The 23,252-nt window shown below is 60.9% G+C and carries 23 protein-coding genes and 1 tRNA gene; 20 read left to right on the top strand and 4 right to left on the bottom strand.

Annotated features, from left to right (window positions below; all coding sequences use genetic code 11):
• Positions 1-10 precede the first annotated feature (10 nt).
• From ilvN to V8Z65_RS10850, 4 genes are all read left to right on the top strand, one after another.
• Complete coding sequence (ilvN, locus tag V8Z65_RS10865) at positions 11-565, top strand: acetolactate synthase small subunit (RefSeq protein ID WP_338719890.1); 555 nt, start codon at positions 11-13, stop codon at positions 563-565.
• A 94-nt stretch (positions 566-659) separates the two neighbouring features.
• The gene (locus tag V8Z65_RS10860) at positions 660-1,400 is read left to right on the top strand and encodes a pyridoxine 5'-phosphate synthase (RefSeq protein ID WP_338719887.1); all 741 of its coding nucleotides are present in this window, start codon (positions 660-662) and stop codon (positions 1,398-1,400) included.
• A gap of 232 nt (positions 1,401-1,632) precedes the next feature.
• Positions 1,633-2,247 carry an NAD(P)H-dependent oxidoreductase gene (locus V8Z65_RS10855; RefSeq protein ID WP_338719884.1) on the top strand — a complete coding sequence of 205 codons (615 nt, stop codon included), beginning with the start codon at positions 1,633-1,635 and terminating at the stop codon, positions 2,245-2,247.
• A 155-nt stretch (positions 2,248-2,402) separates the two neighbouring features.
• On the top strand, positions 2,403-4,331 hold the full coding sequence (locus V8Z65_RS10850) for a potassium transporter Kup (protein WP_338719881.1): 1,929 nt from the start codon (positions 2,403-2,405) through the stop codon (positions 4,329-4,331).
• Between the two features lie 25 nt (positions 4,332-4,356).
• Here V8Z65_RS10850 and V8Z65_RS10845 read toward each other — a convergent pair whose 3' ends face one another.
• Together V8Z65_RS10845 and V8Z65_RS10840 are read right to left on the bottom strand one after the other, a co-directional pair.
• A complete protein-coding gene (locus V8Z65_RS10845) occupies positions 4,357-4,788 on the bottom strand; it encodes a hypothetical protein (protein WP_338719879.1) in 432 nt (143 codons plus the stop codon).
• Between the two features lie 129 nt (positions 4,789-4,917).
• Positions 4,918-6,039 carry an NADH:flavin oxidoreductase/NADH oxidase gene (locus V8Z65_RS10840; protein WP_338719877.1) on the bottom strand — a complete coding sequence of 374 codons (1,122 nt, stop codon included), beginning with the start codon at positions 6,037-6,039 and terminating at the stop codon, positions 4,918-4,920.
• A gap of 155 nt (positions 6,040-6,194) precedes the next feature.
• Between V8Z65_RS10840 and V8Z65_RS10835 the strand changes: the two genes are divergently transcribed.
• Positions 6,195-7,121: a prolyl oligopeptidase family serine peptidase gene (locus V8Z65_RS10835; RefSeq protein WP_338719876.1), complete on the top strand. Its 927-nt coding sequence runs from the start codon at positions 6,195-6,197 to the stop codon at positions 7,119-7,121.
• Between the two features lie 13 nt (positions 7,122-7,134).
• Here the strand turns inward: V8Z65_RS10835 and V8Z65_RS10830 are convergent, their stop codons facing one another.
• Positions 7,135-7,317 carry a hypothetical protein gene (locus tag V8Z65_RS10830; protein ID WP_338719875.1) on the bottom strand — a complete coding sequence of 61 codons (183 nt, stop codon included), beginning with the start codon at positions 7,315-7,317 and terminating at the stop codon, positions 7,135-7,137.
• A 249-nt stretch (positions 7,318-7,566) separates the two neighbouring features.
• Here V8Z65_RS10830 and V8Z65_RS10825 point away from each other — a divergent pair, with 249 nt between their 5' ends.
• The 9 genes from V8Z65_RS10825 (at position 7,567) to V8Z65_RS10785 (ending at position 16,815) form a co-directional block, all read left to right on the top strand.
• Positions 7,567-8,214 carry a TetR/AcrR family transcriptional regulator gene (locus V8Z65_RS10825; protein ID WP_338719874.1) on the top strand — a complete coding sequence of 216 codons (648 nt, stop codon included), beginning with the start codon at positions 7,567-7,569 and terminating at the stop codon, positions 8,212-8,214.
• Positions 8,215-8,246: 32 nt separating this feature from the next.
• Positions 8,247-9,269, top strand: coding sequence for a ketol-acid reductoisomerase (gene ilvC, locus V8Z65_RS10820; RefSeq protein ID WP_338719872.1), 1,023 nt, complete (start codon positions 8,247-8,249; stop codon positions 9,267-9,269).
• 163 nt (positions 9,270-9,432) lie between these two features.
• Entirely contained in the window at positions 9,433-11,202 is a 1,770-nt protein-coding gene (locus V8Z65_RS10815) for a radical SAM protein (RefSeq protein ID WP_338719870.1), read from the top strand.
• 142 nt (positions 11,203-11,344) lie between these two features.
• The gene (locus V8Z65_RS10810) at positions 11,345-11,809 is read left to right on the top strand and encodes a GFA family protein (RefSeq protein ID WP_338719868.1); all 465 of its coding nucleotides are present in this window, start codon (positions 11,345-11,347) and stop codon (positions 11,807-11,809) included.
• Between the two features lie 3 nt (positions 11,810-11,812).
• Positions 11,813-12,310, top strand: a complete 498-nt coding sequence (locus V8Z65_RS10805; protein ID WP_338719867.1) for a heme-degrading domain-containing protein — start codon at positions 11,813-11,815, stop codon at positions 12,308-12,310.
• The gene (locus tag V8Z65_RS10800) at positions 12,307-13,191 is read left to right on the top strand and encodes a PhzF family phenazine biosynthesis protein (RefSeq protein ID WP_338719866.1); all 885 of its coding nucleotides are present in this window, start codon (positions 12,307-12,309) and stop codon (positions 13,189-13,191) included. The genes V8Z65_RS10805 and V8Z65_RS10800 overlap by 4 nt, the downstream gene beginning before the upstream one ends.
• A 107-nt stretch (positions 13,192-13,298) precedes the next feature.
• Complete coding sequence (locus V8Z65_RS10795) at positions 13,299-13,727, top strand: hypothetical protein (RefSeq protein WP_338719865.1); 429 nt, start codon at positions 13,299-13,301, stop codon at positions 13,725-13,727.
• Positions 13,728-14,152: 425 nt separating this feature from the next.
• Positions 14,153-15,706: a 2-isopropylmalate synthase gene (locus V8Z65_RS10790; protein ID WP_338719864.1), complete on the top strand. Its 1,554-nt coding sequence runs from the start codon at positions 14,153-14,155 to the stop codon at positions 15,704-15,706.
• Positions 15,707-15,861: 155 nt separating this feature from the next.
• On the top strand, positions 15,862-16,815 hold the full coding sequence (locus V8Z65_RS10785) for an endonuclease/exonuclease/phosphatase family protein (protein WP_338719862.1): 954 nt from the start codon (positions 15,862-15,864) through the stop codon (positions 16,813-16,815).
• Here V8Z65_RS10785 and V8Z65_RS10780 read toward each other — a convergent pair.
• On the bottom strand, positions 16,800-17,909 hold the full coding sequence (locus V8Z65_RS10780) for a pyridoxal phosphate-dependent aminotransferase (RefSeq protein WP_338719860.1): 1,110 nt from the start codon (positions 17,907-17,909) through the stop codon (positions 16,800-16,802). The two genes, V8Z65_RS10785 and V8Z65_RS10780, sit on opposite strands and share 16 nt — an antisense overlap.
• A 287-nt stretch (positions 17,910-18,196) precedes the next feature.
• On the opposite strand from V8Z65_RS10780, the gene V8Z65_RS10775 reads away from it, so the two are divergent.
• The 6 genes from V8Z65_RS10775 to V8Z65_RS10750 all read left to right on the top strand — a co-directional run bounded on the left by V8Z65_RS10775 (position 18,197) and on the right by V8Z65_RS10750 (position 23,251).
• Entirely contained in the window at positions 18,197-18,394 is a 198-nt protein-coding gene (locus V8Z65_RS10775) for a hypothetical protein (RefSeq protein ID WP_338719859.1), read from the top strand.
• 184 nt (positions 18,395-18,578) lie between these two features.
• Positions 18,579-18,654 (top strand) — tRNA-Lys (locus V8Z65_RS10770).
• Between the two features lie 266 nt (positions 18,655-18,920).
• Positions 18,921-19,739 carry a hypothetical protein gene (locus V8Z65_RS10765; protein ID WP_338719857.1) on the top strand — a complete coding sequence of 273 codons (819 nt, stop codon included), beginning with the start codon at positions 18,921-18,923 and terminating at the stop codon, positions 19,737-19,739.
• A 194-nt stretch (positions 19,740-19,933) separates the two neighbouring features.
• Complete coding sequence (locus tag V8Z65_RS10760) at positions 19,934-20,626, top strand: YjbE family putative metal transport protein (RefSeq protein ID WP_338719855.1); 693 nt, start codon at positions 19,934-19,936, stop codon at positions 20,624-20,626.
• Positions 20,627-20,753: 127 nt separating this feature from the next.
• Positions 20,754-21,932, top strand: coding sequence for a GNAT family N-acetyltransferase (locus tag V8Z65_RS10755; protein WP_338719853.1), 1,179 nt, complete (start codon positions 20,754-20,756; stop codon positions 21,930-21,932).
• Positions 21,929-23,251, top strand: coding sequence for a polysaccharide biosynthesis C-terminal domain-containing protein (locus tag V8Z65_RS10750; protein WP_338719851.1), 1,323 nt, complete (start codon positions 21,929-21,931; stop codon positions 23,249-23,251). The genes V8Z65_RS10755 and V8Z65_RS10750 overlap by 4 nt, the downstream gene beginning before the upstream one ends.
• Position 23,252 lies beyond the last annotated feature (1 nt).

Below are 23,252 nucleotides of genomic sequence, written 5' to 3'. Positions count from 1 at the left end.
GACACGAGACATGAACGCACATTTGCAGCCGACTGGTTCGGCCTATTTCCTGACCCAGGAAACCCAGCAGACCGAGCGCCACACCCTTTCCGTGCTGGTCGATAATGAGCCGGGCATTCTCGCGCGCGTGGTCGGGCTGTTTTCGGCCCGCGGCTATAATATCGAGAGCCTGACCGTCAGCGAGACCGAACACGACAAGCGACTTAGTCGCATCACTGTTGTGGTGATCGCCACGCCCAAGGTGTTGGTGCAGATCAAGACGCAGCTGGAACGGCTGGTTCCGGTGCATCGTGTGCACGATCTGACGGCGGAAGGCGCTTATCTCGAGCGCGAGCTGGCATTGATCAAGGTCAATGGCTCCGGCGATCATCGCGCCGAGACCTTGCGGCTGGCCGATGCCTTCCGGGCACAGATCGTGGACGCCACCGTCGAGAGTTTTGTGTTCGAGGTGACCGGCAAGCCATCCAAGATCGACAGCTTCATCGCCCTGATGCAGCCGCTGGGTCTTGTGGAAGTGGTGCGCACAGGCCTGGCCGCGATCAATCGCGGTCCGGAGGGCATGTAGCAGTTCGGCCGCTGATCGCTCTCATCACAAGGTTCGATTGGGCGTGGCGCCCAGTCTGGTATATGGCAGGGACACCGTAGTTTGGGTCCCTGCCATGACTTTGCTTTCTGTCAATCTAAATGCCGTCGCGCAATTGCGCAATCGCCGTGACCTGCCCTGGCCGAGCGTGACCGGCATTGCACGCGTCGTGCTCGATGCGGGGGCGAGCGGCGTCACGGTTCATCCGCGCCCCGATGAACGGCATATCAGGCGGACCGACGTGTTCGAGTTGTCCGCGCTGCTTCGGGCAGAATATCCGGATGCCGAATTCAATATTGAAGGATATCCCAGCGAGGACTTTCTGGAACTGATCGAGAGGGTCAATCCGCAGCAGGTTACCCTGGTGCCGGACGATCCGACCCAGGCCACGTCGGACCATGGCTGGGACTTTACCGGTAAGGGGAATTTTCTGACATCGGTTGTGCAGCGGCTGAAGCGACCGGATCGGCGCATTTCGCTGTTTTGCGACCCGGACGCCGGGGCGGCAGGCGTCGCTGCGGCAAAGGCGACCGGCGCGGACCGGATTGAATTGTTCACTGGCCCATATGGTGCATGCTTTGATGATCCTGATCGGGCAAAGGTGAAGCTGGCCGCTCTGGCCGAGACTTGCCACTTTGCGCTCGACGCCGGGCTGGGCGTGAATGCCGGGCATGACCTGACACTGGCCAACCTGCCAGCCTTTCAGGCCGCCGTGCCGGGTGTAGCGGAAGCGTCGATCGGGCATGGAATCACGGCCGATGCCCTGCTGGTGGGTTTTGCCGAGGCAACACGACGCTATATAGACGCCCTACGCTGAGGTCGTTGTTCGATCCTGGATAACAGTTCGTGCGCGGATCCTGCCAAGTCCAGGCAGAGCAGAGACCGATTCCTGCACCAATGCGCCAGAAAACCTGCAATTTCTTATACTTACATGAATGTGACCTGGGCACGGAAGTGTCGCTGGACGACATCAACGTGCCCTCTTGAGCGAAATCGTCACAGGCACATATATCGCCTCAGTTACGATTTGTTACTAAGGAGGGCAGTCTATGTCCAAGCTCAAGATCGGTATTGTTATCTCGTCGACCCGTCCCACCCGCTTCGGCGATGTGCCGGCACAGTGGATCCTCGAAAAGGCCAATGAACGTCCCGAGATCGACGCAGAGATCGTTGATCTGCGCGACTTCGACCTGCCGTTTTTCGATGAAATGGCATCCAATCTGTGGATGCCGTCGAGCAATGACAAAGCCGTTGCCTGGCAGCAGAAGGTCGGCGGGTATGATGGCTTCATCTTCGTGGTGGCCGAATATAACCGCTCGATCACCGGCGCGCTGAAAAACGCGCTGGATCAGGCCTATAACGAGTGGAACAAGAAGCCGTTCGGCGTCATCGGCTATGGCACCGTTGGTGCTGCGCGCGCCACCGAGCATCTGCGCGGTATCGGTGTCGAGCTGCAGATGGTTTCGACCCGTGCGGCCGTTCACATCGGCGGCGCCGACTTCTTCGCAGTTCACCCACTGGGCCAGCAGAACAAGCCGATGTCCGAGATTGAAGGGTCGATCGGTGGTTCTGCGGCCGAAATGCTCAATCAGCTCATCTGGTGGGGCGAAGCCACCAAGGCGGCGCGCGCCGATGATAATGCGGTTGCAGAAGCTGCCGAATAAGGCCTGAAAACTGTCGGTTTGCACCGGGCGAAGGGGCTGTCCTATGCGGGCGGCCCCTTTTCGCATGCGAAACATTCGGTTCAACGGGTGTTGTTTGTGAAGGGGTACGGGTGTATAGCGGCGCCCGCCTTGAAACAGCGAGAGCCCCAAAGCTCATGACGCATACGGAAACTGCCGGCGCCCAAGCCGGTGACGTAGCGACCGAACAGGCCAGCCACGCAAAGACCGCCCTGCCGATTCTCGTCCTCGGTGCCCTGGGCGTCGTCTTTGGCGATATCGGGACCAGCCCGCTCTATGCGTTTCGTGAGGCGCTGCACGCCACCACGCATGGCGGCCAGGTCAGCGCCGGTTATGATGAGGTGCTGGGCCTTCTCTCGCTGATCGTCTGGGCGCTGACGCTGATCGTCACGGTCAAATATGTGGGCTTTGTGCTTCGGGCCGACAATAATGGCGAGGGCGGCACACTGTCGCTGATGTCGCTGGCGCGGAAAGCGGTCAAGTCCAACAAGGGCGTGGTATTGGCGCTGGGTCTGGTGGGCGCGGCGCTGTTCTTTGGCGATGCGATTATCACACCGGCCATTTCGGTGCTCTCGGCGGTCGAAGGCCTGCAGGTTGTCGAGCCGCAATTGGCGCGCTGGGTGGTGCCGATCACCCTTCTCATCATCATCGCGCTATTCACGGTGCAGCGGTTCGGTACTGGCAAGGTGGCCGCCGTTTTCGGGCCGATCACGGCGATCTGGTTCGTGTCGCTGGGTGTGTCGGGCGCCGTTCACATCAGTGAGGCCCCCCAGGTCTTGTTTGCCATCAATCCGATCTATGGGCTGGCTTTCGTGTTCAACCATACCGGCATTGCGCTGGTGGTTCTGGGCGCGGTGTTCCTGGCCGTTACGGGCGCGGAGGCGCTCTATGTCGATCTGGGCCACTTTGGCCGCAGGCCCATTGTGCTGGGCTGGTTGCTCATCGTCTTTCCCTGTCTGCTGCTCAATTATTTCGGGCAGGGCGCCTATGTGCTGGCCCATCCGGCCGCGGCGGAAAACCCGTTCTTCCTGATGCAGCCTGAATGGGCCCGCATACCGATGGTGATCCTGGCAACCATGGCGACGGTCATCGCCAGCCAGGCTGTGATTTCCGGCGCCTATTCGCTGGCGCGCCAGGCCACCAACCTCAACCTCTTGCCGCGCCTGAATGTGCTGCACACTTCCGAGACGCAAAGCGGGCAAATCTACATGCCGCAAATCAACACTATGCTGTTCGTTGCAGTGATGGTGCTGGTCATCGGCTTCCAGAGCTCGAGCGCGTTGTCGGCGGCCTATGGTATTGCGGTGACGGGCGAGATGCTGGTGACGGCGGTGCTGCTCTTCGTGGTGATGCGCGGCATCTGGGGGTGGCGGGTCCATACAGCGCTGGCGGTGGTTATCCCCCTGGGCCTGATCGACCTCGGGTTCTTCGTTGCCAACCTGGCCAAGTTCACCCAGGGCGGTTGGGTTCCGGCGGTGGTCGCAGGCTTCCTCGTTATCATTATGGTGAGCTGGATGGCCGGGCGGCGACGGCTGGCTGAAAAGACCCGACGCGATGAAGTGCCACTCGAATTCCTCGTCGAGAACCTGGCCAAGAAAAAGCCGACCGTGGTTCCGGGCACAGCCATTTTCCTGACCAGCGACGTGGAAGGCGCGCCCACGGCGCTGCTGCACAGCCTCAAGCACTACAAGGTTCTGCACGAGCAGAATGTCATCCTGACGGTGCGGACTTCGACCTCACCGCGTGTGCCGGACGATGAAAAGGTCACTATCGACGCTTATAACGAGCTGTTCTTCCGGGTGATCGTGACATTCGGCTTCATGGAGACGCCGAACATTCCCAAGGCACTGGCCTTGGCCCGGAAGCTGGGCTGGAAGTTCGACATCATGTCGACCTCGTTCTTCCTGTCGCGCCGTTCGTTGAAGCTGGGTCAGAAGACCGGGCCGCTCCGGTTCTGGCAGGACCGGCTGTTTATTCGCCTGGCGCGCAATGCCAGCGATGCGACCGAATATTTCCACATCCCCACCGGGCGCGTGGTGGAAATCGGAACGCAGCTCATTCTTTAGGCTGGGGAACGAGGCCGAACCGGTCTCATTTCTCCATGTCGGGGCAGAGATAGGGGACGTTGGCAGGCGCAAAGCGCTGCTCTTCGACGCCGCCGACCAGCTTCAGGTTGAGCACCAATTCCTCGCTCGTCAGCGAGGCAATGTCGGCATTAATCGTCATGCCGTCTTCTTCCCAGGAAATCTCGGTATCCGAGATCTGCTGCCAGTTCGAGAGGCGGTAGGTTTCCCAGCATGAATCCGACACCATGGTCCCGTCGGCGAGGAAGATATGCATGACGCCGGGCAGACTATCGCCTTCGCCCTGCTTGACCCAGACGCGATTGAGCAAGGGATGGTCGTCCGCTGCGTCGTCCTCGGCCACCATGGGTTCGGCGTCCTGCGCCGAGGCGGGAAGGCTGAGGCAGGTGCCGACTCCCCATACTGTCATCAGCGCAATTATTGCGGCCTTGGTATCCATGTTCTTCTCCCGTGCGCCCGCCTCACTTGGTCATCGATGAAGCGGGCTGCAAGAGTGAGCGGGTGAACAGGGCAAAATTTGGTTCGCCTTGTGACGGTATGAGGGTGTTATTCGGCCCGGGCCCAGCGGCTAATTGCGCAAGCCTAGGACCTGATCGCGTCCCGCCACCCGACGGGCCTGCACGGGCCAGAGGTCATAGGCGCCATCGAGGACGCGAGCGGCGTGAACAGCCCAATTGGGATCGTCGAGGGCGCCACGGGCCAGGGCGATAAAATCGGCATCGCCATTCTGGAGAATGGTTTCGGCCGCTTCGATATCGCCCAGCAGCCCCACTGCCATGGTGGGGATATTGGCACCTTGCTTGACCGCTTTGGCTAAGGGCACCTGGTAGGAAGCGGTCGAGGTGATGTGGCCCTGGGCCAGGCCGCCGCTGGAGCAGTCGATAGCATCAACGCCACGGGCTTTGAGTTCAATGGCCAGTGCGACGCTGTCTTCCGGCGTCCAACCGCCGGGCGCGTTGTCGCTCACCGAGAGGCGCGCCAATAGCGGCTTGTCTTCGGGCCAAACAGCGCGAACCGCTTCGGCGACCTGGAGGACGAGCCGCATGCGGTTTTCGCGGCTGCCGCCATATTCGTCGGTGCGATGATTGGACAGTGGCGAAAGGAACTGGTTGAGCAGATAGCCATGGGCGGCATGGATTTCGACCGTGTCGAAGCCGGCTTTCTCGGCGCGCAAGGCCGCAGCCGCAAAGCCATCGATGATGCGCGCAATGCCAGCCTTGTCGAGTGCGGTGGGAACCTGGAAATCCGGATTGGCGGGATCGTGCGATTCCGCACTTGGGGCCACGGGTTGCCAGTGCTCATAGCCGACGGCCTTGCGCTGTTCCTCGGTCGCCAATTCTTCGGCGCCGTTCCAGGCCACGGGCGTGGAGGCCTTGCGTCCGGCATGAGCCAATTGAACGCCGGCGGCCGCCCCATGATCGTGCAGGAAATCGACAATGCGGGCGAGGGGGGCGATCTGCTCGTCCTTCCACAGACCAAGGTCGCCATAGGAGATGCGCCCCTCCGGAACAACGCCAGTCGCCTCGACAACCACCAGCCCAAAGCCCCCGAGGGCAAAGCGACCCAGATGCACAAAATGCCAATCATTGGCAAAGCCATCGACGGCGGAATACTGGCACATGGGCGCAACGACGGTGCGGTTGCGCAGAGTAAGGCCGCGCAAGGTGACGGGCGAGAGAAGCTTGGACATGGGCAAATACCTAGGCCGGAAATGAATTGTGTTGAGGATCCAGTACATGGCCTCTTTCTCTTTCATCGGCAAGTACCGATGAAAGAATGCTGTGTTGCGGCTGGCGCATTTCCATGGATAGATTCGGCCTTGGCCTTGCGAACCGGAGTCGCCAAATGCCTGTTACCGCTTCCCGTTTTCGCGAAATTTTGGGCTTTGAGGATCGCGGTGTCACCCGCCTCGGCCAAGCGGTCGAGGATAAGGGCGACTATGCCATCGAATATTTGCGGTTGCGCATCGGCGAGACAGAGGTGCGTGGACTCCTCACGCGGCCAACCGCTCCTTCCGGTCCCTGTCCGGCCATTCTCTATGCGCATTCCCATGGTGGCGGCTACGGTATCGGCGCCAGGGAATTGATTGACGGACGGGAATATCTGGTCAGCCCATTGGGGTCGGTCTTTGCCCGGGCGGGCTATGTGACCTTGTGTATCGACATGCCGGTCTTTGGCGAGCGGGCCAATGTCAGCGAAAGCGCAGCGGCCAAGGCGTTGCTGTGGTACGGCAAGTCGCTGTTCGGGGAGATGTTATCCGATCATGCGGCAGCGCTGAGCTATCTTGTGGGGCGCGAGGATGTGGACCCCGATCGGATCGGTGCCTTTGGCATGTCCATGGGCTGTGTGCTCAGCTATTGGCTGGCGGCCCTGGACCGCCGAATTGCCGCTGTTGCGCATCTATGCTGCTTTGCCGATTTTCGCACCATGGTGGCCCTGGGCGCGCATGACGGACATGGAATCTACCTGACTGTTCCGGGCCTGTTGAACGAAGCGGATAGTGGCTCGATTGCAGCGCTGATCGCGCCGAGGCCGCAACTTATTTGTGTGGGTGAGGCTGACCATCTCAGTCCGCCCGCAGCGGTGGCGCGGGCGATGGACGAGTTGCGCCCGGCCTATGCGGATATGCCGGATATGCTTGAATTCGTCAGCGAGCCCGGGATTGGGCATGAGGAGACGCCGACCATGCGGGCGGCGGTGCTGGATTTCCTCGCGCGCCATCTGCGGCCGCAGACGGAGGCTGGCGGTGAACAGGCCGGAATATACGGTTGAGGATCGCCAGGTCTTAGCTGAGGCCAGCCACTTCCATGGCGTTGCGCAGCAAATCAGGGTTGGTCCAGACCATATAGGCGCCGAAGGCCAGAGCGGCGACAAGGGCGAGGCCAAACAGCTTTTTCATGAGGGAGAAGACCAGCCAGAGCAGGATGGCGGCGCCGACGCCGAGTATGATGAGCGAAGTATTGTCCAAGGGTATGGTCCGGCCGGTTCGATAGAATAGGGCAGCCTTAAGCGGGATCCGCGCCGAGATTGTGGCATGCGTTGGACGATGGCAGCCGGGCCGGGCCCGACACTCTGGCGGATGCCTGCGCTTTCCATGGCGGTCTCCTCGGCGTGCCCTCAATTTTCCCCTTGCTTCGAACCGTACCGTACGGTACGCCTTCCGCAACGAAAGGTGCCGGGCGTTTCGGCATGAGAATTTCGCGAAGAGGACGGTCCAGTGGCCCTGGCCATCAAGGTCAACGAAGAGACATTCACGCCCCGGCAGCAGGCTGTGCTGACGGCGGCGCTGGATCTGCTCGTCGAAAATGGCGACGGGCTGACAATGACCGCGGTGGCGCGCCGGGCCTCGTGCTCCAAGGAAACGCTCTACAAATGGTTTGGTGATCGTGACGGGCTGCTGACGGCCACGGTGCAATGGCAGGCGGCCAAGGTGCGCATGCCCTTTGTCGATCGCAGCCATCTCAGCGTGAAGGCCCTGCGCACCAGCCTGGAACAGTTTGCGCGCGATCTGCTGACTACAATTATCGGGGAAGTTTCGGTCACCCTCAACCGCACGGCCATTACCCACGCCGCGCAGGAGAAGGACGATCTGGGCAATATCGTGCTGGAAAACGGCCCCATGGCCATTCGCCGGCGGTTGAAGCCCATTCTTGAGGCCGCGCGTGACGCACGGCTCTTGCGCTTTCCCAATAGCGAAGAAGCCTATCGCACCTTTTTCGGCCTTGTCGTGCGCGACGTGCAAATCCGCCTGCTGCTTGGCGACAAGGCGCTGACCCAATCCAATGTCGAGGCGAACATCGAGGCCGATGTCAAGACCGCGGCGGACCAGTTCCTGACCCTTTATGGGGTCAAGGCAAATAGCTGAAACAATTCGCAGATTTTCAAGGGAGAACCCCGATGCGCGTCTACTATGATCGTGATGCCGATCTCAACATCATCAAATCCAAGAAGGTGGCCATTATCGGCTATGGCTCCCAGGGTCATGCCCATGTGCTGAACCTGCGCGACTCGGGTGTCACCAATGTTGCCGTCGGTCTGCGTCCAGGTTCCGCTTCGGCCAAGAAGGCCGAGGGCGAAGGCCTCAAGGTGATGAGCGTTGGTGAAGCCGCGGCCTGGGCCGATGTCATCATGCTGCTGACCCCCGATGAGCTGCAGGCTGACATCTATAAGGAACATATCGAGCCCAATATCCGTGACGGCGCAGCGCTCGCTTTCGCCCATGGCCTCAATGTCCATTTCAACCTGATCGAACCCAAGTCGACCGTTGACGTGATCATGATCGCACCCAAGGGCCCCGGCCACACCGTGCGCGGCGAATATCAGAAGGGCGGCGGTGTGCCGTGCCTGATCGCAGTGCACCAGGATGCTTCGGGCAACGCCCATGATATCGCTCTGGCCTATGCTTCGGGCGTTGGCGGCGGCCGTTCGGGTGTCATCGAAACCAATTTCCGCGAGGAATGCGAAACCGACCTCTTCGGCGAGCAGGTCGTGCTCTGCGGCGGCCTGGTCGAACTGATCCGCGCTGGCTTCGAGACGCTGGTGGAAGCCGGCTATGCTCCTGAAATGGCCTATTTCGAGTGCCTGCACGAAGTGAAGCTGATCGTCGACCTGATCTATCAGGGCGGCATTGCCAATATGAACTACTCGATCTCGAACACGGCGGAGTGGGGCGAATATGTCACCGGCCCGCGCATCATCACCTCGGAAACCAAGGCCGAGATGAAGCGCGTTCTGCACGATATCCAGTCGGGCAAGTTCACCTCCGAGTGGATGCAGGAAATCAAGTCGGGCGGCGGCGCCCGCTTCAAGGCGACCCGTCGCCTGGCTGATGAGCATCCGATCGAGGAAGTCGGCGCCAAGCTGCGCGACATGATGCCCTGGATCAAGGCCGGCGCCCTGGTCGACAAGGCGAAGAACTAATCTGGTTTAGACCAGGACAGAAAAGGCGGGTCTTCGGACCCGCCTTTTTTCATTGCATGCCGCGCAAGCGTCGCATGCTGGGGAGGGCTTTCGTCACAGTTTCATTCTGCTAGGGTATCGTGGAGCGTCGTCAGTCTTCGGCCTTCCCACAAGGGAGACTATCGTGACTTTGACCAAGCGGTTCCGGCTCTATCTGATCAAACCGTCTCACTACGATGACGACGGCTATGTCATTCAGTGGAAACTTTCGCCGATCCCCTCCAATTCGCTAGCTTCGGTGCATGGTCTCGTGCGCGATGTTATCGACCGTCAGGCGCTGGGCGATGAATGGCGCGTCGATGTCGAGACGATTGACGAGACCAATACCGAGATCGACGTCCAGGCGATCGCTATTGACTGCCAGGCGGCCGATGCATCGCTGGTCATGCTGATTGGGGTGCAGTCCAATCAGTTCCCGCGGGCGCTCGATATTGCGCAGCCCCTGCGGGCGGCCGATGTGCAGGTGGCCATTGGTGGCTTCCATGTCTCGGGTGTCATTTCCATGCTCGATGGCGCAGATGCCGATTTCCGCCGGGCGCAGGAGATGGGCATTTCGCTCTTTGCCGGGGAGATGGAGGGGCGCACCGACGAAGTGCTGGCTGATGCCATCGCGGGCCAGCTCAAGCCACTCTATAATTTCATGAACGATCTGCCGGGCATCGAGGATACGCCGGTGCCCTTCATGCCGGCCGAACACGTCTCGCGCACCGCTTACAATCTGACCAGTTTCGATGCGGGCAGGGGCTGTCCCTATCAGTGCTCTTTCTGCACCATCATCAATGTGCAGGGCCGCAAGTCGCGGCGCCGTTCGCCGGACGATATCGAAAAGATCATCCGGCTCAATATGAGCCAGGGCGTGCATCGCTATTTCATCACCGACGACAATTTTGCGCGGAACAAAGATTGGGAAGCGATCCTCGATCGCCTGATCCATATGCGCGAGGTTGAGGGGCTCAATTTCAATTTCATCATCCAGGTCGATACGCTCTGCCATCGCATTCCCAATTTCATCGAGAAATGCTCGCGCGCCGGGGTTACGCGGGTGTTCATCGGGCTCGAAAACGTCAATCCGGCCAACCTCAAGGATGCCAAGAAGCGGCAGAACAAGATCACCGAATACCGCGCAATGCTGCAGGCCTGGAAAAAATGGAAGGTCATAACCTATGCCGGCTATATCCTGGGCTTTCCCACCGATACGCCGGAGCGGATTATGCACGATATCGATGTGGTCAAGCGCGAGCTGCCGGTCGATATTCTTGAATTCTTCTTTCTGACACCCCTGCCTGGTTCGGAAGACCACCAGAAGCTGCATCGCGCCGGGGTGGCGATGGACGCGGATCTCAACAAATATGATCTCAATCACTACACCACTGCCCATCCGGCTATGAGCAAGACGCAGTTCGAGAAGGTCTATGCCGACGCCTGGAGCCGCTACTATTCGCTCGATCATGTCGAGACGATCATGCGACGGGCGGCGGCCTCGGGGATTTCGACCTCGCAGGTTCTCCTATTGTGCACATGGTTCATGGGGGCGCTGAAGATCGAGGGTGTGCATCCTCTTGAAGTGGGCTGGATAAGGCGGAAATCGCGGCGCAACCGGCGCAGCGGCCTGCCCATCGAGCCGGCTCTGCTGTTCTATCCGAAATACTATGCCGAGCTGGGCCGGAAGCTTGCGCGCTGGGCCTGGCTCTATTTCCGTTTCGGGCTGAAGCAATTGAAGGTTGAGCGCGACCCGAACCGCCAGGCCTATACCGATCTGGCCATGGCACCGGTCACCGATCACGACGCGGACGAGCTCGAATTGTTCAAGACGAGCGATGCGGTGGCCTGGCTCGATCAGCAAAAGCGGATCAATGACGCGCAGCACGGCATCAAGGCTCCGGCGGCGGAATAAAGGCGAGCCGCCTTTCTCTCATGGCCTCCTCGGCTTGAAAGGCCCTACCGGAGCCTTTCACCTGCTTCGCAGACCGCCTTCGGAGCTTCAAATCATTGCGCATCTGGCCTAGAAGGTTTCCCGCATATAGAGGAGGCCAGTGATGGCGTTGCCTGAATTTCCGGTCGAGGGTGGCTGTTCGTGTGGCGCGGTCCGCTACCAGCTCAATGCGTCGCCGCTGAGCGTCTATAATTGCCACTGCAAGGACTGCCAGCGCTATTCCGGGGCCGGCTGGTCGATGTCGATGATCGTCAAGGACGACGATTTCGAGGTGCTCGGCGGCGAGACAGAGGTCTATGAGCGCAAGGCCGATAGCGGCAATGTCATTGCGATGCATTTTTGCGCGTCGTGCCATACATGGCTGTGGAATGTTCCGCCCGCTGGCGGCATCAAGGTGGTGCGTGCCGGATCGCTGGACAATATGGATTGGGCGGCGCCGGTGGGTAATATCTGGACGGACAGCAAGGCGGCATGGGCCAATATCGATAGCGCTCTGCCCCATTTCGCCAAAGGGGCGACCGATCGCACACCACTTTTCGACGCCTGGACCCGGGCCCACGAGGACTAGGCCATGGCGAGCGCAGACGATATTGAGCGCGTGAAGCGCCAGGAAAGCGAGTTGGTGCTTTCCAGTTTTGACGAGGCCGTTGCCTTTGCCGTTGGTTCGGCCATCCGCGAGCGCGCGCTGACCGATGGTCTTTCGCTGGTGGTGGACTTGAGAACGTGGGACCGGCAGATGTTTTTTGCGGCGACGCCCGGCACCAGCGCCGATAACGCCGAATGGGTGCGGCGCAAGGTCAATTCGGTACGGCGCTTCCAGCGTGCCAGCTATCGGCTGGTGCTGGAGCGGGGCGAAGCGCCATTTCCGCCGCAGGCGGGGGCCGATCCTGCAGATTATGTGATTGCCGGCGGCGGTTTTCCGCTGTGTGTCCATAGTGCGGGCATTATCGGCTCACTGACAATTTCGGGCCTGCCAGGGCGCAAGGATCACGGTGTGGCGGTAGACGCCCTTTGTGATTATCTGGGCAAGGCGCGTAGCGAGTATGCCCTGCCGGAGATTGCCAGTTGAAGCTGCCCTACCTGATCCTGGACGTCTTTACACGCACCCCGCTCAAGGGCAATGCATTGGCCGTCGTACCCAAGGCCGATGGGCTGATGGACAATGAAATGCAAGCGATTGCGCGAGAATTCAACCTCAGCGAAACCGTGTTTATCTGCAAACCCCAGAACGAGCGCAACAGTGCCGCCTTGCGCATTTTCACGCCCTATCAGGAATTGCCGTTTGCCGGGCATCCGACCGTTGGCGCGGCGGTGACGTTGGGCCTGAGCAGTCGCGCTTCCGCTATTCGCATGGAAGAGAAGGTGGGGCTGGTAACGGCCTTGTTCGAACGGTTGGACCGGCGGAGCGGCGAAGCCCGCTTCACCCTGCCGCGCCTGCCGCAACGCATTGTCGACCTGCCGGATCGTTTAGGGCTGGCGCAGGCATTGGGGATCGAGGTGGAGGATATCGGGTGCGACGTATATAGGCCGGCCGTGTTTTCGGCCGGGGTAACCTTCCATCTGGTGCCGGTGCGCGATGCGTCGGTGCTGGGGCGCATCAAGATCAACCATACCGCCTGGGAAAACGTGTTCCACCACGAGCACCATTCCGCCTATGTCTTCACCCTCACCCCCGAGGAGAAGGACTATGACATTGCCGCGCGCATGTTCGGCATGGATGTGGGCGAGGACCCCGGCACCGGTTCGGCCGCCGCGGCGCTGATCGGCATGCTGGCCGAGCAGGCGCTGGGCACGGGGCAGTCGGATTATGTCTTGCGCCAAGGCCATGAAATGGGTCGGCCGTGTCGCATTACGCTGCAATTGCGCAAGGACGATGATGTCCTGGTGCATGGCGCAATCGGTGGTGAGGCGGTGGTGGCGGGCGAGGGCGTTCTGGACCTGGCGGACTGATGACGGCTTGGGCTGGCTTCGTCCGATTTCTCCCGATATGGGCCCTTCCGCGTCGCGCCCGACCGGGCTAATGTCCGCGCCGGGGACATATTCGTGGAGGGCAGACGATGGAGATCGTCGTCAATCTTTTGATCTGGATGCATATTATCGCGTTCATCGCCGGTGGATCCAATTCGGTTGTTGGGCCGGTCATCGGCGGACGCATGGCCGGGGCGACGCCCGATCAATTGGCGGGCTATTACGGTATCATGAACACGCTCTCCCAGGTCGGCAAAGTGGCCATGGCGGCATTGCTCATCACCGGGCCGCTGATCATGTTCTTGAAATATGGCGGCCTGGGCGGCGCATCGATCTGGTTCTGGGTCAAGATGGTGCTGGTGGCCGTGATGCTGGCAACGATCATCTATGGCGGCATCCAGTTCAAGAAGTCGCAGGCCGGCGATGTTGAGGCCGGCAAGGTTGCTGAGACCGTTCACAGGGTGACTGGCCTCACCTTTCTCGGTGTGCTGCTTTCGGCGGTTCTTGCGTTCGGCTGAAACGCTCGGGACATTGGGGTGCGGCGCCTATCGCCACCGTTCCGCAAATCGCGCGGTCAGCGCGATTTGCCTTCCGGGTCGTCCCGGACAGCAAAAAAGTAACATAATTCGACGTGCCGCTCTTGCACGGCGCAGCGGCTTGGCGCATTGTTCGTGCAACGACAAGCGTACCAGAGCGTACTCATGCAGCGCCGCCGCGCCAAAGCCATTGCGATTGCACAAGCCCAGGCCCTTCAGGCCCGTTTGTTGCTGGCCGCGGGCCTGCTGCTGCTCCCTGCGCTTCTTCTCCTTCTTATCAGCCCCTGATCACCGGCAGCTCGGACTAGCGAGCGGGTCGTCAGGGGATTGCGCAACAACCGAACATCAAAATATGTCCGGTCCAGCGAGCCATTGCCTCGGGGCCGATAGGAAATACAGAGAAGCACATGTCCGTCGACAGTAACAAAGAACGCGTCTTCATCTTCGATACCACCCTGCGCGACGGCGAGCAGTCGCCCGGCGCGACCATGACGCTGGAAGAGAAGCTCCAGGTGGCCGAGACGCTGGATGAAATGGGCGTCGACATCATCGAGGCCGGCTTTCCCATCGCTTCCAATGGCGATTTCGAGGCGGTCGTTGCCGTTGCCAAGCAAGTGAAAAATGCGACCGTGGCCGGGCTGGCCCGCGCCATCAGCGCCGATATCGACCGGGCTGGCGAGGCTGTACGCCATGCGCGCAGGGGCCGCATCCACACATTCGTCTCCACCTCGCCGATCCATCTGGCGCATCAGATGAAAAAGACCGAGGACGAGGTGATCGAGATCATCGCCCGCACGGTCGCTCAGGCCCGCAACCTGGTCGGCGACGTGGAATGGTCGGCCATGGACGCGACCCGCACGCCGATGGAGTTTCTCAAGCGCTGCGTGGATACGGCAATCAAGGCCGGCGCGACCACGATCAACCTGCCCGACACTGTGGGTTATGCGGTGCCCGAAGAGCATTTCCGCATGTTCAAGGAGATCATCGAAAGCGTGCCAGGGGCCGACAAGGCGATTTTCTCGGTGCATTGCCATGATGATCTGGGCATGGCTGTCGCCAATTCTCTGGCCGGCGTGGCCGGGGGTGCACGACAGATCGAGTGCACCATCAATGGGCTGGGCGAGCGCGCTGGCAATGCGGCGTTGGAAGAGGTGGTCATGGCACTGCGCACCCGCGGCGACGCCATGCCTTATTATACCGAGATCGACAGCACCCAGCTCAGCCGCGCGAGCCGCATCGTCTCGGCTGCCTCGAATTTCCCGGTGCAGTACAACAAGGCCATTGTGGGCAAGAACGCCTTCGCCCATGAGAGCGGCATCCATCAGGACGGCATGCTCAAAAATGCCGAGACCTACGAAATCATGACCCCAGCCAGCGTCGGTATCAAAGAAACCACGCTGGTCATGGGTAAGCATTCCGGCCGGGCCGCCTTCAAGGACAAGCTCAAGGAACTGGGCTACGAGCTGGGCGACAATGCATTCCAGGAGGCATTCCAGCGCTTCAAGGATTTGGCCGACCGCAAGAAGCATGTCTATGACGCCGATATCGTCGCGCTGGTGGACGACGAGGTGGGGTCGGTCGGCGACCGCATTCGCCTTGTCGATATGGAAGTGGTTTCCAAGACTGGCGGGGTACATCGCTGCGATCTGACGATTACCATCGATGGGGAACAGGCCAAGGTCAGCGTGGAAGGCACCGGGTCGGTCGATGCGATCTTCAATGCGATCAAAGCTGCATCTGGCCAGAACCCGCATCTGGTGCTCTATGCGGTCGACGGTGTGACGGGCGGAACCGACGCGCAGGCCTCGGCCCATGTGCGTCTCGAAATGAACGGGCGAATCGCATCGGGCAATGCTGCCGAACCCGACACGCTGGTGGCTTCGGCCCGCGCCTATCTCAACGCACTCAATCGTGTGATGCTCGAGCGCGGGGCCTCGGCCCAGGGGGCGTTGGCAGGATAGGCCATTATCCCGTGTCGCATTTTCGAACGCCCCGGCGCTCTAGCCGGGGCGTTGTTGTCTGTGGAATAGCAGTCCTGCGCGCTGGGACTTGTGTGTTTGGGCGGAAACTGCTCTAGCCTCATGCTGTCCGGACCAGCAATTGGGGGCAGAGCGGCATGATCAATCTTTCTGAGCTCCGCGGCGGGCTGCTCGTGCTGGCGGGGTTGGTTGTCTTTATCCTGCTGCTGGCGACGGTGACACCGGGCCTACCCGGCGAATTGCTGCTTCAAAGCTTGCGCTTTCATGTTATCGCCGAGGGCCTGGCCCTTTTGATCGTCATGATCATTGCGGGGCTGCGCTGGCGGGCGCTGTTGTTTTTTCTGATCCTGGCTGCAGCGGCGGCGCATGGGGCGGGCATGCTGGCAGAGCTGCATGGCAGGCGGGAGCCCATAACGAACGACAGGCCGGTAACGGTCCTGGATGTGCTCAGCTACAATGTTCTGACCGGCAATCTGGAGGCAGAGGCGGCGGCGCGCTTCATAATTGATGCGGCACCCGATGTTGCCGTGATCATGGAGACGCCGGGCATTGCCGACTATCTTGACCAAATCTCGGAGGTCCTGCCCTATCGTGTCGGGTGTCAGGGTGAGGGTGCCGGATGCGATTTGTCCATCCTGTCGCGCTATCCCATTACTGAAGGCCAGGTGCATCGCATGTGGCCCTTCCGCTATCAGCGGCTCCTTACGGCGCGGATCGAGAAAGACGGCGTGCCGGTAACGGTGGTCGGTGTGCATTTTTCCAAACCCTATTTCGACCAGGCTTCCTGGGCGGAGGCAGAGCAGCTCGAAAGGCTCATCGCGGATCTGGACGGCGACCTGATTGTTGCGGGCGATTTCAATGCCGCACCATGGTCCGATCCCGTTCTGGAGCTGGCACGCAGGACCAATCTGGCGCCAGGGCCAGGGCACCCGGCTACCTGGCCCGTTATTGCCGGACCTCTGGGCGTGCCCATAGACAATATGTTCACGCGCGGCCACGCGCGCATTGACGAGATCGTGGCGGGCGAGGACTCCTACGGATCAAACCACCGCTATCTGCGGGCAAGTGTGGGCCTTTACACGGCGCCTTGAATGCTTCTCAGCGCAAATGGCAGGCCTTCGGCCAAGATGTCGAGTTCGGCGTCCGGTGCGGCGCTGATGCGAATATGCTGATCGAGCCCCGGTGCGGCTGGTTTGCGGATGAAAATGCCAAGCCGGCCAAGTGCTTCCAATAGATTGGTTGCATAGGCGGCGTCGCGTCCGCAGTCGATGGTTACGAAATTGGTAGCAGAGGGTAGGGGGGCAAGACCATTGTCCCGGGCTATCTGGCTAATGCGGGTGCGCGCCGTGGCGATGGCGGATATGGCCCATTGCAGGTGGGCCTGGTCGGCCAGCGCTGCCAGGGCCGCGACCTGGGCCAGCTTACTGACGCCGAAATGATTGCGGATGCGGTTGAATGCGCCGGTCAGCCGTCTATTGCCGATGGCATAGCCACAACGCATTCCGGCCAGGCCATAGGCCTTGGAAAAGGTGCGGAGCCGCAACAGATTGGGACGGCTGGTATCGATCGCCATCGCATCGGGCGGGGCGGTTTCGAGGTAGGCCTCGTCGAGCACGATCAGGCAAGTCTGGGGCACCGCGTCTGCGAAGCGCTCAATGTCGGCGGCAGGCCAGAACGAACCCATAGGATTATCTGGATTGGCCAGGTAGACCATGCGGGCATGGGTCTGGCGGGCCATATCGGCCAATGCCTGGGGGTCCTCGTGGATATTCCAATAGGGCACCAGGCGGAGATCGCCGCCCATGCCGGCGACGTGGTAGTTGAAGGTTGGATAGGCTCCGAGCGAGGTGACCACTACGTCCCCCGGCGCAATGAAGAGACGCACCAGCAGCCCCATTAGTCCATCGATGCCCTCGCCGACGGCAATTTCATCACTTTCGATGCCGAGATGTGCCGCCAAGGCCGCGCGCAGATCATGATTTTCCGGATCGGGATAGGTCCAGACATGCGGCGCCGCGTCTCGCAATGCGGCGACGACGTTCGGGCTCGGGCCAAAGCCGGATTCGTTGGCACCTATACGGGCGCGCGTGGCGATCCCGGTTCGGCGCTCAATGGCTTCGGGACCGACAAATGGCACCGTTTCGGGCAGGTTCTCGATGATGGGGGTAAATGGCGGGTGACGCATGGCGGGGTCTTTGGTGTCGATTTGGGTGATCCTAGCGCAGCGCCCAGGGCATGGCAGCTATACCGAAGCGCCGCGGGTGGCCAGCCGCAATGTTTTGCACAGCGGAAAAGTCATTCACAATCAGTGAGAGACCCGTCTGCTGGCGGTTTCGCGCGGGAAGTGAAATCGCCGCTATTTGTTTCAAATGCCACCCATCGCGGCAAGATATCGAAAACTACGGCGGCCCAGTTTGGAGAGGCGCCCAATCAGGCGATTCTGCGAAAACTTTCACCTTAAGGAGACTGCGCGTGCCCCCCACCTACGTGCTTGCGCGTGACCACCTCCAGCGTGCCGCCACCATTCTGCAGGGAACGGATCAGCGCTCGCGCCAGTTGCGTCACATCATTGAACGTACCATAGGGCTCATGGACGAAGCTCGCCCTGAGCCGCCGCCTTCAATGCCGGGCAACGTCGTTGAGCTTAACGACTATCGGCATCAACGCTGAAGATCGACCAACCCGGCCCGTCAGGGCCGGGTTGTCGCCATGGACGTAGCCGGCGCCAGCCGACCGCCGCCCGAACGATCCATATAACAGGTTTTACACACAAACTGACTTTGAGTGCTGGACAGGCCGAAATCGCTTTGATAGAGAGGCGCCACTTTGGTGCCGGTGTGCTTCAAAAGCCCCCGGGTGCATAGCTCAGATGGTAGAGCAGCTGACTCTTAATCAGCGGGTCCAAGGTTCGAGTCCTTGTGCACCCACCAAAGCCTTTCAATGACATGTTGATCAAGATGCGCAGACGCTCAGGCGTGCGCATGAACGTCTGTCTGCATCCGTCGCCAGATTGACAAAGTTTCATCTGTTGGACGTCGGGAGGACAGGTGCGGTGTCCTACACGTTGCCCATCCCGCCGAGGCGTTTGCCGAATGTGTCTCGCTCCGGATGGCACGGTCAGAAAGGAACTCCAATGTCGCATAGTCATCATGGTCGCCACGCACATGATTTAGGTTTCGCCCACGATTTGCCGCGTATGATCGGTCGCCGGCGCCTGTTGGCGCTGATGGGCGGCATTGGTGCCATCGGGCTGTCCAGCGGTCCCGCCGCGGCGCTGGAATGCGTGGCACTTCCATGGGAGACAGCCGGGCCCTATCCCGCCGATGGCAGCAATGCGAAGGGTGGTCAGGTCGTCAATGCCCTGACTCAGGACGGCGTCATCCGCACCGATTTGCGCCAGTCGTTCGGAGCTCTGACTCCGACTGCAGAAGGACTGCAGCTCGACCTTGAGCTCACCCTGGTCAATGCCGACGGCTGCACGCCGCTTGAGGGGTATGCCATCTATCTCTGGCATTGCGACGCGACCGGCAATTATTCGCTTTATGACATTACCGACGCCAACTATCTGCGCGGTGTGGCCGTCGCCGATGCCGAGGGCAAGGTGCGGTTCACGACCAATTTCCCCGGCTGTTATGACGGGCGCTGGCCGCATATGCATTTTGAGATATTCGAGAGCGTCGAAGCGGCGATCAGCGGCGATGCATCCGTGCTCACGGCCCAGATTGCCCTGTCCGAGGCCGCTTGTGCCGATGTTTATGCTGCCGATGGTCGCTACACCAACGGAGCGCGGAACTTGAGGCGCACTACTTTGGCAAGCGACAATGTCTTCAGTGACAATAGCGCCGACGAACTCGCCCAGCAGACGCTGGCGCTGACGGGAGATCCGCAGACGGGTTATGTCGGGACGCTGGTGATACCGGTCGATTTGACGGCCGAACGTAGCGCGGGTGGCACGATGGTTCCGCCAGACGGCATGGGGGCTGGTGGTCCGCCGGCCATGTCGCCGAACAGCTAGACGAAATTGGAGTGGCCAGCGCCACTCCTTTGTCCTGCGCGAACCGGCAGTCTGTCGTCAGCCTGTCGGCAGCGGCCTAAAACCCCAAGAAAACTGGAACTTTCGTCGAGGTTGGCGGCTTGACCCCTTGATGTGGGGCGCTGGCGGCGGTAGCAGCGTGACACGTTTTCCTGCCCGGCTCGCAAGGACATCCCATGTTCGGCATCGACCCCAGTTTCTTTTCCTCCCTGCTGCAGGTCATTCTGATTGATCTGGTTCTGGCGGGCGACAACGCTGTGGTCATCGGCTTGGCGGCTGCCGGGCTGGCCGCCGATTTGCGCAAACGCGCCATTCTGATCGGCATCCTCGCTGCGACCCTGCTGCGCATCTGTTTTGCCTTGATCACTACCCAACTGCTTTCGCTTGGGGGCGGTCTGCTGATTGCCGGTGGCATTCTTCTGTTGTGGGTTTGCTGGAAGATGTATCGCGAACTCACGGTCTCGGATGCGGAGGAGGAGGAGGCCACGGAGGCGCTGGCCGGTGCCGACCTCAATGCGGATGGCTCCGTTGCCGGCAAAGCGCCGCGGAAGACCCTGCGTCAGGCGGTGACGCAGATCATCATCGCGGACGTTTCCATGTCGCTCGACAATGTGCTGGCCGTTGCGGGCGCAGCGCAGCACCATTTCGAAGCGCTGATTTTCGGCCTTGCTCTTTCCGTCGTCCTTATGGGTGTTGCCGCGACCTTTATTGCGCGGCTGCTGCATCGCTATCGATGGATCGCCTGGATTGGTCTCATCATCATCCTCCTGGTTGCGGTGCGGATGGCCCTCGAAGGGCTGGGCGCTTTCGTCGCTCTTCCCGAAATCCCCTTCCTTTACACGCCACATGTTGCGGCTCCGGTCCATTGACGTTCTGCCGCGATAGTCTTTGGTAACCACGGCCAAAGGTTTGCGGCATTTGTTCCGACGGGATAGGGATTTGCACACTTCGCGGGTCTAGCGTCCGGTTGATCGCGCATCTGCCGGAACTAGAACCATGTCCGTGTCTGCCCAAATCGCTCAAGACCGAGTGTCTCCCGACGCCATGACGGCCAGTCGTGCCGCCGCCGGCCCTTTGATCGCCTCGCGCGCGATCGAGGGACGGGACTGGGACGCGGCTATTTCCGGCTTCGACGGCATCTGCCAGGAACAGCTTTTTGCCTTTGCGACGATCCGCTGGCCCGGCGTTGCGCCAGAGCCGCGGCTGTTCGAGCATCAGGGCCGCATCGTGGGCGGTGCGCTGGTAATGGTGCAGCGGCTGCCGTTAGGGTTGGGTCGGATCGCGGTTATCAAATGGGGTCCGATGCTGGCCGATGCGAGAGCGAGCGATAGCGAAGCACTTTATCAGGGCATGGTTGAGGCATTGGTGGCCGAATATGCCGACAAGCGCGGCATGATGCTTTCAGTGCTGCCGCATGCCGGTACGGGCCAGACCAATTTTGAATATCGCGCCTTGCGGGATCGCGGCTTCAAGCGGGGAGCGACGCTGCGGTTTCCCAACCGCTATCTGGTCAATCTGCGGCTGTCCGACGAGGCGCAGCGCAAGAGCTTCGACCAGACCTGGCGGCGCCAGCTCAACAAGTCGGAAAAGTCCGGGCTCAGCTTCGAACATGCCGAGGCCGACTGTGTGGGTGATTTCAAAGTTCTTTATGCGGCGATGAGCGACCGGAAGCAATTTCCCGACCATTCCGCGTTTGAAACGCTCGATGTCCTTATGGCGATGGACGAGCCGCTGCGGCCCGAATTGTTCTTTGTGCGGCACCAGGGCGAACTGGTTGCCGGCGCCCTGATCTTCAAGGCGGGGGATCGGGCGGTCTATCTCTATGGTGCTACCAATGAAAAGGCACTGCCGCTGCGTGCCGGCTATTTCATGCATTGGCACATTGTCCGCTGGTTGCGCGATCACACACGCGCGCGCTGGTATGATCTTGGCGGTACGGATGGTTTCCGAGGGTTGCACCAGTTCAAGAAGGGCATGGTGGGCGATGCCGGATTGATCCGCCCGGTGCCGCCGGTGACTAATTTCGCGGCCCGCCCCCTGGCCTATGCACTGGGAGCGGGGGCATTTGCCGCCCGTGAGGTCGTTAACCAGTTGCGGTGGTATGTCGAGGCGGTGCGGCCTGGGCTCGCCAAACCGGATCAGGTGCCTGCGCCGCTGGCAGAAGAGTTCCTATGAGTCTGGCGCGCCGGTTGGCATCGCAGTCTACGATCATCTTCGGCGGTCGCCTATTCGGGGCCGGCCTCGTCTTCCTCGTGCAGGCGTTCATCGCACAGGTCTGGGGGGCGGCGATACTGGGTGACTATCTGATCATCATCGCCGCGGTCAACCTGATTGCTGTTGCCATGCCGCTAGGTTTTCAGACCATTGGCACCTATTTCGCGGCCGAATATCGGGCGCATAATGACCGGCGGCAACTGGTCGCCTTCCTGTTTCGCGCCTATGGGCATGTCGGGCTGGCCTTCCTGGCGGTGGCGCTGCTTGGTCCTGCCGCGCTCGATTGGTTCGATCTGGGCACGCACGTGGTGGCGGTCCATTTCATCCCCGTGGCTATGCTGGCGCTGGCGACTGCGCTCGTCTACGTCAATGGGGCGGTGCTGGTCGGCCTGAAGCGGCCTTTTGCCGGGTTTTTCGCCGATGGCATTTTCCGGCCCATGCTGGTTCTGGGGGCCGTGCTTGGCTGCGCCGCGGTGCTGCAACCGCCCGAAGAGGCCTTTGGCGTCATGCTCTGGATCATCGCCCTGGGCTATGTGCTGATTGCGCTGGTACATATGGGCTTTGTTATCGCCACGCTGCCGCAAGTGGGAGACCTAGCCGAGACGCGCGGCGCCGACGTGCCGCGTTGGTGGCGCTTCGCTGCGCCCTGGGCCTTGATTACGCTGGCCACGGACTTCTTCTTCGATATCGATCTGTTGCTGCTTGCCAATCTGCTCGGGCGCGAGGAACTGGCGATTTTTGGCGTCTGTACGCGCGTGTTCGCGCTGGTGTCGTTCGGCGTTGCCGCTGTCTATGCGGTCATTCTGCCGGACATGTTTGAAAGCGAGGCCAAATCGGATCGGGCAGCGTTCCACCGCAAGCTGGGCGAGGCTAACCTGGCGGCGAGCATCGTTTCGCTGGTGCTGTTCGGCCTTGTGCTTGTTGGCGCGCCGTTCGCCCTGCTGCTGTTCGGGCCGGACTTCACCGCCGGTGCCCTGCCGCTGGCGATTCTATGCCTTGGGCTTGTCGTCCGCTCCGTCATGGGTCCGGCGTCCATGGTACTGTCCATTCACGACCGGCCCTGGGCCAGTTTGCCGGCAGTGTTGCTCGGCGTGGGCACGCTTGTGGCCGGGAATTTCGTCCTCGTGCCTGTCTTCCATCTTGTCGGCGCGGCGCTGGCGGCAATCATCGCCATTTCGGTCTGGTCGGTGGCGCTGTGGCTTATCGCTCTGCGGACTGCCCAGATCGACGTATCGATCCGGCAATGGGTGAGGACGCGCCTGATCGTCGCCGCAGAGTAGA

Origin of the sequence: Devosia sp. XK-2, from assembly GCF_037113415.1 — a bacterium.
GTDB lineage: Bacteria > Pseudomonadota > Alphaproteobacteria > Rhizobiales > Devosiaceae > Devosia.
The sequence above is the reverse complement of the archived record's forward strand: the minus strand, read 5'-3'. Positions and strand labels throughout refer to the sequence as shown.

Bases quoted from the DNA above. Each gene is read 5' to 3' on its own strand.
- ilvN (WP_338719890.1), top strand. From the start codon at position 11: ATGAACGCACATTTGCAGCCGACTGGTTCGGCCTATTTCCTGACCCAG.
- V8Z65_RS10860 (WP_338719887.1), top strand. From the start codon at position 660: ATGACTTTGCTTTCTGTCAATCTAAATGCCGTCGCGCAATTGCGCAAT.
- V8Z65_RS10855 (WP_338719884.1), top strand. From the start codon at position 1,633: ATGTCCAAGCTCAAGATCGGTATTGTTATCTCGTCGACCCGTCCCACC.
- V8Z65_RS10850 (WP_338719881.1), top strand. From the start codon at position 2,403: ATGACGCATACGGAAACTGCCGGCGCCCAAGCCGGTGACGTAGCGACC.
- V8Z65_RS10845 (WP_338719879.1), bottom strand. From the start codon at position 4,788: ATGGATACCAAGGCCGCAATAATTGCGCTGATGACAGTATGGGGAGTC.
- V8Z65_RS10840 (WP_338719877.1), bottom strand. From the start codon at position 6,039: ATGTCCAAGCTTCTCTCGCCCGTCACCTTGCGCGGCCTTACTCTGCGC.
- V8Z65_RS10835 (WP_338719876.1), top strand. From the start codon at position 6,195: ATGCCTGTTACCGCTTCCCGTTTTCGCGAAATTTTGGGCTTTGAGGAT.
- ilvC (WP_338719872.1), top strand. From the start codon at position 8,247: ATGCGCGTCTACTATGATCGTGATGCCGATCTCAACATCATCAAATCC.
- V8Z65_RS10810 (WP_338719868.1), top strand. From the start codon at position 11,345: ATGGCGTTGCCTGAATTTCCGGTCGAGGGTGGCTGTTCGTGTGGCGCG.
- V8Z65_RS10805 (WP_338719867.1), top strand. From the start codon at position 11,813: ATGGCGAGCGCAGACGATATTGAGCGCGTGAAGCGCCAGGAAAGCGAG.
- V8Z65_RS10795 (WP_338719865.1), top strand. From the start codon at position 13,299: ATGGAGATCGTCGTCAATCTTTTGATCTGGATGCATATTATCGCGTTC.
- V8Z65_RS10790 (WP_338719864.1), top strand. From the start codon at position 14,153: ATGTCCGTCGACAGTAACAAAGAACGCGTCTTCATCTTCGATACCACC.
- V8Z65_RS10785 (WP_338719862.1), top strand. From the start codon at position 15,862: ATGATCAATCTTTCTGAGCTCCGCGGCGGGCTGCTCGTGCTGGCGGGG.
- V8Z65_RS10780 (WP_338719860.1), bottom strand. From the start codon at position 17,909: ATGCGTCACCCGCCATTTACCCCCATCATCGAGAACCTGCCCGAAACG.
- V8Z65_RS10765 (WP_338719857.1), top strand. From the start codon at position 18,921: ATGATCGGTCGCCGGCGCCTGTTGGCGCTGATGGGCGGCATTGGTGCC.
- V8Z65_RS10760 (WP_338719855.1), top strand. From the start codon at position 19,934: ATGTTCGGCATCGACCCCAGTTTCTTTTCCTCCCTGCTGCAGGTCATT.
- V8Z65_RS10755 (WP_338719853.1), top strand. From the start codon at position 20,754: ATGTCCGTGTCTGCCCAAATCGCTCAAGACCGAGTGTCTCCCGACGCC.
- V8Z65_RS10750 (WP_338719851.1), top strand. From the start codon at position 21,929: ATGAGTCTGGCGCGCCGGTTGGCATCGCAGTCTACGATCATCTTCGGC.